Genomic DNA, 11976 nt, shown 5'->3' with positions numbered 1-11976 from the left:
GTCTGCTGCGAAACTTTCCCAACGGTGGCGTTCCGCAAATCCCGGAGTCGAGGCGGTGATACCCTGCACGAGGAAATTCACAACAGCGTGCAAGGGAGTGCCGACATGGTTCAGTCTTTTCAGTGGGGCAATGACCGCCTGACATTGTGTTTCGAAGTCGACGATCAGGGCGCGGCCTCGCTCGCCGAAGCCCGGTCCGTGTCCGCGACCGCCGTCATGGGCCGTCGTCTGCCGCTGGTCGAGATCATGGCCGCGGGCACCGGCCACTGGATCGCGGACGACCGTCTGATCCACACCGCGCTGGGGGCGGAACTGCGCTATGCGGGTCATGAGACCCGTCGCGACGAATCGCTCAAGGCCAATGTGCTGACCGTCAGGCTGGCTTCGAAATCCCTGTCGGCAGCCGTCGTCCTCACGCTTCCCGACGATGCCGCGATGGTCCGTTCCGAAGTCACCGTCACGAATGACGGCAAGGAGCCGGTCACCCTTGAATCGGTCACCAGCCTGCTGTTCTCCTTTGGCGCCCCTGAAAGCGCCGACTCGCGTCTTGAGGGGTGGAATCTCATCGAGGGCGATTACGACTGGCTGGGCGAGGGCCGTTGGAAGACCCGCGCCGTGCGCGACCTGCTGCCGCAGCTGTCTCAGCATCTGACCTCGGTCGACCCGCGCGGCGAGCATCGCGTCGTATCCACCGGCACGTGGTCCACCGGCCGCCATGCCACCGCCGCGGTTCTTGAGAACAGGGATTTCGGCTTGGCGTGGTTCTTCCAGGTTGAGCACAACGGCGCTTGGCGTTGGGAGATCGGCGACAACACGTCCGACGGCTATGCGGCGGTGTCCGGTCCGACGGCCGTGGACCATTCCTGGAGCAAGGTGCTGGCCGCCGGCGAGTCGTTCACCACCGTCCCCGCCTCGGTCGGCCTGTCCGATTCCTTCGACGGCGTGATCCGCGAGGTCACCGCCTATCGTCGCGCCATGCGGTGCCGTCACGAGGACAATGCCCGACCGCGCGTCGTCTTCAACGACTACATGAACACCATCAACGGCGATCCGACCACGGCCAAATTGCTGCCGCTGATCGACGCTGCGGCGAAAACCGGCGTCGAGATCTTCGTCATCGACTGCGGATGGTATGACGATTCGGGCAACTGGTGGCCCTCCGTTGGCGAGTGGATGCCGTCCAAAACCCGCTTCCCGGGCAGCAAGGGCATCGTCGAGGTCATCGACGCGATCAAGGACCACGGCATGGTGCCCGGCATCTGGCTGGAGCCGGAAGTGATCGGCGTCGAATCGCCGATGGCCGCCAAGCTGCCGGATTCCGCGTTCTTCCAGCGCAACGGACGCCGGGTGGTTGAGCAGCAGCGGTACGTGCTTGATCTGCGCGACGACGCGGCCCGCGCTCATCTCGACTCCGTCATCGACCGGTTGGTGGGCGATTACGGCATTGGCTATTTCAAGATGGATTACAACGTGTCGCCCGGCGCCGGCACCGATTGGAAGGCCGATTCGCCCGGCGACGGCCTGCTGGGGCACAACCGCGCCTATTCGCAGTGGGTGGAGTCCATCCACAGGCGGTATCCCCATGTCATTCTCGAAAACTGCTCGTCCGGAGGCATGCGCGAGGACTTTGCGCAGCTGTCCCGTTTCCAGGTCCAATCCACGTCGGACCAGCAGGATTATCGGCTGTATCCGACCATCGCGGCCGCGGCGCCCATGATGATGCTGCCCGAGCAGGCGGCGAGCTGGGCGTATCCGCAGGCCGACATGACCGACGAACAGACCGCCTTCAACATCAATACCACGTTCCTGGGCAGGTTCTTCCTCTCCGGCTATATCAACCGCATGTCCGAAGCGCAGCTGGGCGTCGTCACGCAGGGCATCGAGGCGTACAAGCGCCATGTCCAGCCGGTTGTCGGCGGCTCCGTGCCGTTCTGGCCGCTTGGTCTTCCGCAGTGGAACGACAAGGTCGTGGCGTTGGGTCTCCGGGCGGACGATCGTACATTGGTGACGGTCTGGGGACGTCAGGCCGGTGGTTGCGAAGTCGAGTTGCAGGTGCCGCATCTGGCTGGCGATGCCGTGTCCGTCGCTCCCGTGTTCCCGGCCGGCGGTGAATTCGCCGCATGGAACACGCGGTGGGATGCCGCTGCCGGCTCGCTGAAGGTGACGATTCCCGGCAACGGCGACTTTGTCTCCCGCACCTTCGAACTGCGCCGAGCCTGACGTGGTCTGACGGGGCGGCTGTCCGGGCCGGTGATCCCGTGGCTTTACGGTGGGATCGCCGGCCGGATCAGATGTCCGCCACGGTGGAGCGACGGATATGCAGGGAGCACTCCACTTTGGTCACGCCATGGGTCTCCCGTCCCGCGACGGCTCGTAGCAGCAGCCGGGCGGCATAGCGCCCGATCGTCTCGAGTTCGTTGTCGAAGCTGGTGATCGGTACAGGGCACTCCAGCGCCGTCACCGCCCAGTTGTCATGGCCGATGACCGCCACGTCGCGCGGCACCTCCAACCCGCAGGCCAGCATCGTTTCGATGGCGCCCCGGGCGATCTGGTCGTTCATGGCGTACAGTCCGTCGAAATCCGCCCCCTCGTCAAACATCATCCTGACGCAGGTGCGTCCCCAGGATTCATGCCAGTTGCCGAAGCGGATCGGCGCCACTGTGCGCAGCCCCTCCTCGGCCAGCGCGCGTTTGATGCCGTTGAGGCGCTCCCTTGTGGCCAGATAGCCGTCGTCTCCCGCGATCACCGCCAGGCGCCGGCGGCCCTGTTCGATCAGATGCCGGATGCCCTGGTATCCCGCGGTTTCGTTGTCGCAAGTCACCGAACAGTCGCTGGGATCGCTGGACGGTGAATACGCGTAGACGATGGGGATGTCCTCCACTGTTTTTTGTCGGATCGGCGGTCTGGGATCGGTCTCGCCGTTGAGGATGATCAGTCCGTCCACGCCGCGGGCCGCCAGCTGGTCGATGTGTCGGCGCTCCACGCGCGGGTCTCCCCGCGAATTCATGAGCAGCACGGCATGGTTGGCCGCCCCCAGCGTCTGTTCGGCGCCATTGATCAGCGGCAGGGCGAATCTGCCTTCGAGATCCGCCGAGACCAATCCGATCAGCCCGGTTTTCTGCCGCATCTGGGGTTGCCGATGATGATGCTCGTATCCCATTGCCCGTGCCGTTTCAAGTACCAGGCGCCGGGTGCCGGCCGCGATGCGACCGGTGTCGTTCATGACTTTTGATGCGGTGGACAGCGAGACGTTGGCCGCTTCGGCGACATCCTGAAGACGTACTGGTTCATGCATATTCCCATCATAAAGGGAAAGTTTCCCAAGTGACGGAAAGCTCCTTTGCGCTTCGTCATGCCGTCTTATGGTGAAGCCATGCGCGTCGGGGGACCCGTGTCCGGCATTGAGGCGGACCGCTGCCGACCGCAACGGAGCATATGACAGAAAGGTCAATATGACACACAGCACCAGCAACTCCATAACCCCGAAGGTGGTCGTCACCTCCGATTTCTGGCATTCCCGCCGCCGTATGGTTGCGGACAGCGCGTTGCCCTACCAGTGGCGCGCCCTGAACGACGAAGTGCCCGTGGATGTGCCCGAGGGTGCCAGCTGGGGGGAAAACGGCGCCCAGTACAGCCATTCGCTGCGCAACCTGCGCATCGCAGCCGGTCGTGAGCAGGGCGCTTTCTCCGGCCAGCCGTTCCAGGACACCGATGTGTCGAAGTGGCTTGAGTCCGCCAGCTATGCGCTGCGGTTCAAGGCCGAGAACATCGACGTCGATCGGCTTGAGGCCAGCGTCGATGAGGCCGTGTCGCTGTTTGAGGAGGCGCAGGACCAAGACGGCTATATCGACACCAAGTTCGAGATCGACGTGGATGCCTCGCAGCGCTTCCGTGGACTGCGCTGGAGCCACGAGCTGTATACCATGGGCCATTTCATCGAGGCGGCCGTAGCCCACTACGAGGCCACCGGATCCGAGCGCGCCCTGAATGTGGCGCGTCGCGCGGCGGCCTGCATCGCCTCGCATTTTGGCGACGAGGAGGGCAAGGTCCACGGCCCGGACGGCCATCCGGAAATCGAACTGGCCCTGGCCCGCCTGTATGAGGCCACCGGCGAACGCCAGTGGCTGGAACTGGCGGCCTGGTTCATTCGCGTGCGCGGCACCAATCCGGAGTTCTGGGATCAGCAGGATGCCGCCGGCGGCCCCCAGTTCTACAAGAACCTCGACATGCCGATTTCCTATTTCGTCGCGGACAAGCCCGCGTTGGACCTTACCGAGGCAGAGGGGCACGCCGTTCGGTTCCTGTATCTGGCCACCGCCATGGCGAAGGTCGGTCATCTGCTGGACGACGACAAGCTCAAGACCACCGCCGTCAAGCTGTGGCGCAATATCGTGGAACACCGCATGTACGTCACCGGCGGCGTCGGCTCCACACAGGTGGGCGAGGCCTTCACCTACGACGATGACCTGCCGAACGATCTGGTGTATGCCGAGACCTGCGCCTCCGTGTCGATGGTGTTCTTCGCGCAGGCCCTGATGTCGATCGAGCCGGATGGCTCCATGGGAGACGTCATTGAACGGGAGCTGTACAACGGCGCGCTGTCGGGCATCCAGTTGGACGGCAAGCGCTATTTCTACGTCAACCCGCTGGATGCGGATCCCGTCGCCTCCCGTCGCTGCCCGACCAAGGCCCATGTGCTCACGCGCCGCGCCGGCTGGTTTGACTGCGCATGCTGCCCGGCCAACCTGACGCGTCTCATCGCCTCGGTGGACCGTTACCTGTATTCGGTCGGCGAAGGCGAGCACGAGGGCGTGATCTATGCCCATCAGTTCATCGCCAACCGGACCGAATTCGGCGATGATCTGGTCGTGGAACAGCGCCAGAAGGGCGAGGGGTATCCGTGGAACGGGGATGTGACCTTCGCCGTGGACAATCCCCGTGGCCTTGATCGCACCTTGGCCATTCGCATTCCCGGCTGGTGCGCTTCGTGGAAGTTGTCGGTCAACGGCCGGCAGGTTTCCCCTGCGGTCGAGCATGGTTTCGTCTTCATCGACGTTTCCGCGGCCCGCACGGACATCGCGCTCAGGCTCGATATGCCGGTGCGGGTGCTGCGCGCCGCAACCCGTGTCCGCGAGGATTTCGGCAAGGTGGCGCTGATGCGCGGCCCGATCGTCTACTGCATGGAAGGCTGCGACAACCGGGACGGCGATCTGTGGCTCGATCAGATCGACACCGACCGGCCCGTCGAGGAGTCCTGGCAGGGCGACCTGCTCGGCGGCGTCGTCCGCCTCACCGCGCATGGAACCCGCGTCGACAAGCAGACCGACACCCCGCTGTACATGTCGGATGCCGCCAAGCCCGCCGAGATTCCCACGGATCTTGTTTTTGTGCCCTATTACGCCTGGTGCAACCGCGAGGAGGGGCAGATGCAGGTTTGGGTTCGGGAGCGCTGACCGCCGTATCGCATCGTCCCGCGTCGGACCATTCATCCCATTCAAGTTTTTAGGACCAATCTCAGAAAGAAGTAACCCATCATGAGCAATGCAACCGCAACGGCCGCGGCGGTCGATCCGGATACGCTGTCGCCCGAGGACGGCAAGCCGTTCACGCAGGCCCGCACCGCGCGATATCTGATCGCGTTCGTCCTCTACGCGATTCTCAATTGCGCGGCGTTCGTCCTCAACGGCAACACCCTGATGCCGCAGCATCTGAAGGATGTGGGGTATAGCGAGGAAGCCGCCACCGCGGCGTTCGGCACCATCACCTCGCTCACCGCCATCGTCGGCCTGCTGTCCGGCTACGTGTGGGGCGCATTCTCCGACCGCACGCGTTCCCGTTTCGGCAAGCGCACCCCGTGGATCTTCGCCGGTTCCATCGTTGCCGGCATCGGCCTGTATCTGCTGGGCACCTTCGGCAACGTGCCGAGCCTGACCGCCTCCTACATGCTCAACAACCTGGGCCAGGGCGCCATTCAGACCCCGATGTTCGCGATTCTTGCCGACCGCGTCCCCAAGAACGTGCGTGGCACCTTGTCCGCTGGTCTGGGCGCGACCGCCCTGGGCACCCCGGTCGGCCAGTTCCTGAGCTCGCTGTTCCTTGGCAAGCCCTATCAGAACATGGGCTTTGTCGTCGGCGCCGTGATGATCGCGGCCTCCGGCATCATTCCGCTGTTGATCATGCCGAAGGAGCCCAGCTCGAAGAACGACGCCGCCGAGGGCACCCGTGTTGTCGACGTGCTGAAGAACCTGCTGCCCCCGAAGTTCGCCGGCGCGCATGACTTCTACAAGGCGTGCGCCGGCCGTCTGCTCATGATGGCCTGCTACACCATGGTCTCCCAGTACACCCTGTACATTTTCGAGAACTATGTGGGCATGAACGTCACGGAGGCTGGCACCGCCATGGCCACTCTGTCCGGCGTCACATTCGTTGTGTCCCTGATTGGTCTGGCGATTTCCGGACCGCTGTCCGATAGGATCAAAATGCGCAAGGTCCCGATTTTTGTGGCTGCTGTGCTTATGATCATCGGCACGCTGTGCCCGATCTTCTTCAGGTCCGTCGGCGGCGTGCTCGCCTATGCGGCGTTTGCCGGCCTTGGCTACGGCGTGTATATTGCGGTGGATGGCGCGCTGAATGTCGACGTGATTCCCGCGGAGGCGCAGAAGAACCGCGACGGCGGCAAGTATATCGGCTTCGGCAACCTCGCCAACACCTGCGGGCAGGTGCTTGCCCCGGCGCTTACCTCCTTCCTGGTGATTGTCTCCGGCTCCTATGTGAGCGCGTTCGTCGTCTCCGCGCTGTTCGCCGTGGCCGGCGTTATCTTCATCATGTCGATCAAGCATGTGAAGTAGCCGTCTGGCACCATAGCGAATACAAGATCGTCCGTCATCGGTTCTGCCGTTGGCGGACGATCGCTGTATTGGCCCGGTGTCCAGTGCCACGTCCAGTCGGATCGCCTCGCCGGGCCCGTTCGTCGCGCGGTGAGCCGGCTCGGAACCGCCCCCTGACGATAGAGGCTCCCGCCTATGCTGGGATGGGAAACGGTTCGCCGCGGAGGAGGCTGGTATGGACGGTGACCTGACGCAAGATGGTGAACGGGTGCTTGCCGACGAGGGCTATGACGCCCACGATGAGGAGCGCTGGGCTCCCGAACCTCCGAAATCCCGCGCCCGTACCGCCTTCCAACGTGACCGCGCCCGGTTGATCCACTCTTCGGCATTGCGCAGATTGGGCGCGAAATCGCAGATTCTGGTGGCAGGTACCGATGACTTCGCGCGCACGCGACTCACCCACACGCTTGAGGTCGCACAGATCGGCAGGCAAATCGCCGCCATGCTCGGCTGTGATCCGGATGTGGTCGACTGCGCCTGCCTCGCGCACGATATCGGTCACCCGCCATTCGGGCATAACGGCGAGCGTGCCCTGTCCGCCATCGCCGCGGACATCGGAGGGTTCGAGGGCAATGCGCAGACTCTGCGCATTCTGACACGGCTGGAGCCGAAGGTGTTCCATAGGGACGGGCGGTGTTCGGCGGGGCTGAATCTCACGCGGGCTTCGCTGGACGCGGCGGTGAAGTACCCCTGGACGTTGGCCGAGGCCGACCGGCATCCCAAGGGGGAGCGCAGCAAGAAATTCTGCGTGTATCCGGATGACGAGGATGTGTTCCAGTGGCTGAGGGTCGGCGCGCCGGAGGCGGTCAGGCCGATGGAATGCCAGATCATGGATCTGTCCGACGACATCGCCTATTCGGTGCATGACGTGGAGGATTCCATCGCCACGGGCGCGTTCAACCCGATCGCGCTGAACGATCCGGGGATCATCGACCGCGTGATCGAGCAAACCCGCGAATGGTATGGCGGCGCATGGGATCCGGATGCTTTGCTGGCCGCCTTCTCGCGGCTGCGGCGCATGCACATGTTCCCCACGCATTTCAACGGGTCCCGGCAGTCGCTGGCCCAGTTGAAGAACATCACGTCTGACCTGATCGGCCGGTTCTGCCATTCGGTGGAAACGGCGACCCGGGATGCGTATGGTCCGGGGCCGTTGACCCGGTATTCGGCCAATGTCGTGATTCCGGAGGAGACGAGTTACGAGATCGTGGCGCTGAAGGGCATCGCCGTCTACTTTGTGATGGCTCCGCGCGAGCGCGAGCCCTTCCATCAGGAGGAGCTCAACATTGTGGAGGATCTGGTGGATGTGCTGATGCGTGATTCGCCGCGGCCCTCGGATGCGTTGGAACCCCAGTTCCTTGAGGATTGGAACGAGTCGACCAACGACGGCGAGCGTCTGCGCGTCGCCATCGACCAGGTCGCCTCCCTGACCGACGGATCCGCCCTGGCGCTCCATTCGATTCTGTGCAGTTGAGCGGCGTGCCGGCTCCGGGATGGCCGATCATCCCATACGGACGGTAGGGTGGAGCCTATGGCCGGGATGATTAAGAAGGAAGACGTGGAGAAGGTGCGCGCAGCCGCGGACCTGTATGACATCGTATCGGCGTCGGTTGCGCTCAAACCCTCCGGAAGCGGCAACTTCGTGGGCCTGTGCCCGTTCCATGACGAGAAAACCGGTTCGTTCAACGTGCGTCCATCGCTTGGGGTGTGGCACTGCTTCGGTTGCGGCTTGGGCGGGGACGTGTTCAAATTCGTCGAGCAGTCGGAGAACATCGACTTTCGCGAGGCGGTGGAGCTGCTCGCCGACAAATACCATATCGAACTGCACTATGAGAACACCGGTTCCGGCGCCGACAGGGGGCATGCCGGCTCAAAGCGGTCCCGCCTGCTGGAAGCCACCGAGGAGGCGCAGCGGTTCTTCGTGTCGCAGATCATGAGCAAGGAGGCGCTCGCCGCCAGGAAGCTGCTCGCCGGCCGCAACTTCACGCAGGCCGACTGCGAGCGTTTCGGCTGCGGATACGCTCCACGGGGATGGGACAATCTGGTGCGGTATTTGGCGTCGAAGGGATTCACCCATCAGGAGATGCTCGATGCGGGGCTGGCCAGGCAGGGGCAGCGGGGCATATACGACTATTTCCGGGGACGCGTGACGTGGCCGATCCGCGATTCAACCGGTCGCACCTTGGGCTTTGGCGCACGGAAGTTGTATGAGGACGATCAGATCGCGGCCAAATACGTCAATACGCCGGATACGCAGCTGTATCGCAAGACGCATGTGCTGTACGGCATCGACTTGGCCAAGGCGGCGATCGTCAAAAAGCGCCAGGTGGTGATCGTCGAAGGATATACGGATGTGATGGCGATGCACTTGGCCGGCGTGGACACCGCCGTGGCGACGTGCGGCACCGCGTTCGGCGCCGAGCACGCCAAGATCGTGCGTCGTCTGATCGCCGATGATTCGCTGGGCGCGATTCAGCTGATCGGTCCTCGCAAAGTGGCCGGTCAGGCGTTGAGCTCGCGCGTGGTGTTCACCTTTGACGGCGATGCGGCCGGGCAGAAGGCCGCGCTGCATGCCTTCGGACTGGATTCGGCGTTTCTGAGCCAGACCTTCGTGGCGGTGGCCGACGACAACCTCGACCCTTGCGATTTGCGCATAGAGCGCGGCGACCGGGCGGTGGCGGCGCTGGTGGAGCATGCCAGGCCGCTGTACGACTTCGTGATCGAAACGGCTATCAATCGCTTCGACACCGCCTTCACCACCGGCCAGATGGGTGCGGTGAAGGCGTCGGCTCCCGTGATCGCGCAGATACGGGACCGTTCGCTGCTGGACCTCTATACCCGCAAGGCGGCGCGGCGCATTGGCGTCGACCTTGATGTGATGCAGCGCGAGGTGGAATCCGCCCGTCGACGGCTGAATGTGCGTCCCGACGACGCATACGCCCCAAGGCGCAGATTTGAGGCGGCGCAGGAACCGGAGCGCGCGGCCGATCCATACGCCAATCCCGCCGCCCGCCGGGCGCTGGAGCGTCGGGACGTCGCGGAGCAAACCTATTACCGCATTGACGATTCGGTGTTCATCTGCGAGCAGCAGTTCATGGCCACCCTGATTCAGGTGCCGCGCGCGGTGAATCCGACCCTGTTCGCGCAATTGGGCGTGGATTCGTTCATCGTCCCGGTGTTCCGTGCCATGTTCGATGCGGTTGCCGCGGCCGGGGGACTGCCTTCGACCGACACCCCGCAGGGCCTGTGGATGCATAACCTGGTCAAGGCCGGCGGGCCGATGCTGGAGCAGGTGATCAACGAACTGGCCGTGATGCCCCTGCCGTTGCCGAGCTCCGGTGGGTCGGCGTCCGGCGAGTCGCGGCAGCCGTTCCGCGAAGGCCAGGAGGTGGGTGGGGTGGCTGCGGTGCAACTGCGCGCGCCCACGCCGGCTGAGGTGCAGTATGCCTCCGAACTGCTGGTGAGGCTGATCGACATGGATTACATGCGTAGGGTGGCGGCGGCCCGTCGGCGCATGGCCCAGCTGCCGGACGGCGGCGAGAAATTCGCCCTGCTGGGTTCCATCGCCAAGTTGGAGGCCGCGCGCAAGGATCTGCAGTCGCAGGTGTACAACAACAACGTGGCCTAGTCGGACCGTCAGAGTTCGTTGCCAGGTTCGGCGGCGGCCCGATCGGAGCGGCTGATCCGGGCGGTGAATCGCGGATAGTCGGTGAGCATCACGCCTATCTGCAGCATGTTGTTCAGCGCCGAATAGGCGACTTGCGAGGTGATCGTTCCGCCGGCGGCTTCGCGTTCGCCGTCGCCGACGAGCAGCAGCGCGTCGGACCAATTGGCGATCGGCGTTTGCGGCATGCCGGTGATGCCGATGGTGGAGGCTCCCGCGCGGCTGGCCAGGCGAAGGGCGTCCACTGTGGCCGGGGATGAGCCGGAATGCGAGTACGCCATCGCGAGATCGCCGCGAGTCAGATGCGCGGCTGCGATGCGTTGCAGGTGATCATTGGTCTGCACACGCGCATGCAGGCCAAGGCAGGTGAGCTTGTAGTTCAGGTCGGCGGCGGACGGGGCGGTTGGCTCTTCGGCGTAAATATCGATGATGTGCGCGTCGGCGATGAGTCTGACGGCGCGTCGCAGGGCCGCCGGGTCCAGCGCCTGCGCCAGATCGTCGAGCATTGATTTCGTCGCGGAGCTGACGGAGGGGGACAGATCCTCCAACGTGCTCCACGGATGAAGATGGAATCTCTCCAGGGGGTCGCTCCCGTCGGCGTCGTCGCCGCTGCGCGGGTTGGTGAGTATGCGGCGGAATTCGCGGTATCCGTCGAATCCGAGTTTGCGCGTCAGACGAATCACCGTCGGCTGACTGACTTGGGCTGTTTTGGCGAGCTCCCCAACGGTCAGTCCGCCCACTGTGGCCAAATGGGTTCGGATGTATTCGGCGACCTGCTGTTCGGCGGGGTGGAGGGACGGATAGACGCGGCTGATCCTTTCGTTGATATGCGTCAACGAGCCCATCCCGTCATTCCTTTCTCCGAGGCTCCGACCGGGAAGTTCGCGTCTTCCCGTTCCCAGCGCTGCACCTGTTCCGGATTCCAGCGTAGAGAAGATTGAAGGAGTCCGTGACCATATCCATTGGCCGAACGATGAATGGTAGGTGAACTTTTTTCCTATGCGGTGTGTCTGGACCTGTGGGCGTTGACAAGCCTTGGCGCAGGCATGTGCGATGATGGAAGCGCATCGCAGAGCATCAAGGGAGAAGCGGTATGAGTTATGATCAGCAGCCCGGCTTCGGGCAGAATGGGCAAGCGGGTGCGTCGTCGCAGCCGCAGTATGGCCAGCCTCAGTATGGTCAGTTTCCGTACGGCCAGCCCCAGCAACTGTATGGCCAGCCGCAGCCGCAGTATGGTCCGCCGGTCGGCGACCAGGGGACGCCGAATGGCTACTACGGCTCCCAGCAGGGGTCGGCCTACGCCCCGCAGCCGGGATATTCCCCGTACCAGCAGCCGATGGCGATGAGCTCCAAGTCGAAGATAGCGGCTGGTCTGCTGGGCATTTTCCTTGGGGGACTGGGCGTCCATAACTTTTATCTCGGCAA

General features: G+C 63.8%; 7 protein-coding genes and 1 pseudogene. 6 read left to right on the top strand and 2 right to left on the bottom strand.

Annotation, left to right across the window (positions count from 1 at the left end):
- The first annotated feature begins 105 nt into the window (after nucleotides 1–105).
- Nucleotides 106–2220 (top strand): alpha-galactosidase, encoded by a 2115-nt coding sequence (locus tag B2994_RS06765; protein ID WP_291527607.1) that lies wholly within the window; start codon nucleotides 106–108, stop codon nucleotides 2218–2220.
- A 67-nt stretch (nucleotides 2221–2287) separates the two neighbouring features.
- On the opposite strand, the gene B2994_RS06760 is transcribed toward B2994_RS06765, so the two are convergent.
- Nucleotides 2288–3295 (bottom strand): LacI family DNA-binding transcriptional regulator, encoded by a 1008-nt coding sequence (locus B2994_RS06760; RefSeq protein WP_291527606.1) that lies wholly within the window; start codon nucleotides 3293–3295, stop codon nucleotides 2288–2290.
- A gap of 157 nt (nucleotides 3296–3452) precedes the next feature.
- Between B2994_RS06760 and B2994_RS06755 the strand changes: the two genes are divergently transcribed.
- From B2994_RS06755 to dnaG, 4 genes are all read left to right on the top strand, one after another.
- Nucleotides 3453–5453 carry a glycoside hydrolase family 127 protein gene (locus B2994_RS06755; RefSeq protein ID WP_291527605.1) on the top strand — a complete coding sequence of 667 codons (2001 nt, stop codon included), beginning with the start codon at nucleotides 3453–3455 and terminating at the stop codon, nucleotides 5451–5453.
- A gap of 81 nt (nucleotides 5454–5534) precedes the next feature.
- A complete protein-coding gene (locus B2994_RS06750; protein WP_291527604.1) occupies nucleotides 5535–6848 on the top strand; it encodes an MFS transporter in 1314 nt (437 codons plus the stop codon).
- A gap of 214 nt (nucleotides 6849–7062) precedes the next feature.
- On the top strand, nucleotides 7063–8361 hold the full coding sequence (locus B2994_RS06745; protein WP_291527603.1) for a deoxyguanosinetriphosphate triphosphohydrolase: 1299 nt from the start codon (nucleotides 7063–7065) through the stop codon (nucleotides 8359–8361).
- A gap of 57 nt (nucleotides 8362–8418) precedes the next feature.
- Entirely contained in the window at nucleotides 8419–10515 is a 2097-nt protein-coding gene (gene dnaG / locus B2994_RS06740) for a DNA primase (RefSeq protein ID WP_291527602.1), read from the top strand.
- Between the two features lie 8 nt (nucleotides 10516–10523).
- Here dnaG and B2994_RS06735 read toward each other — a convergent pair whose 3' ends face one another.
- Nucleotides 10524–11396 (bottom strand): MurR/RpiR family transcriptional regulator, encoded by an 873-nt coding sequence (locus B2994_RS06735; RefSeq protein ID WP_291527601.1) that lies wholly within the window; start codon nucleotides 11394–11396, stop codon nucleotides 10524–10526.
- 233 nt (nucleotides 11397–11629) lie between these two features.
- On the opposite strand from B2994_RS06735, the pseudogene B2994_RS06730 reads away from it, so the two are divergent.
- Nucleotides 11630–11976, top strand: a pseudogene (locus B2994_RS06730) (NINE protein); the annotation flags it as partial.

Source organism: Bifidobacterium sp. UBA744 (genome assembly GCA_002298605.1).
Lineage (GTDB): Bacteria > Actinomycetota > Actinomycetes > Actinomycetales > Bifidobacteriaceae > Bifidobacterium.
The sequence above is the reverse complement of the archived record's forward strand: the minus strand, read 5'-3'. Positions and strand labels throughout refer to the sequence as shown.

Coding starts and splice junctions, on each gene's coding strand:
- B2994_RS06765 (WP_291527607.1), top strand. CDS start 106: ATGGTTCAGTCTTTTCAGTGGGGCAATGACCGCCTGACATTGTGTTTC.
- B2994_RS06760 (WP_291527606.1), bottom strand. CDS start 3,295: ATGCATGAACCAGTACGTCTTCAGGATGTCGCCGAAGCGGCCAACGTC.
- B2994_RS06755 (WP_291527605.1), top strand. CDS start 3,453: ATGACACACAGCACCAGCAACTCCATAACCCCGAAGGTGGTCGTCACC.
- B2994_RS06750 (WP_291527604.1), top strand. CDS start 5,535: ATGAGCAATGCAACCGCAACGGCCGCGGCGGTCGATCCGGATACGCTG.
- B2994_RS06745 (WP_291527603.1), top strand. CDS start 7,063: ATGGACGGTGACCTGACGCAAGATGGTGAACGGGTGCTTGCCGACGAG.
- dnaG (WP_291527602.1), top strand. CDS start 8,419: ATGGCCGGGATGATTAAGAAGGAAGACGTGGAGAAGGTGCGCGCAGCC.
- B2994_RS06735 (WP_291527601.1), bottom strand. CDS start 11,396: ATGGGCTCGTTGACGCATATCAACGAAAGGATCAGCCGCGTCTATCCG.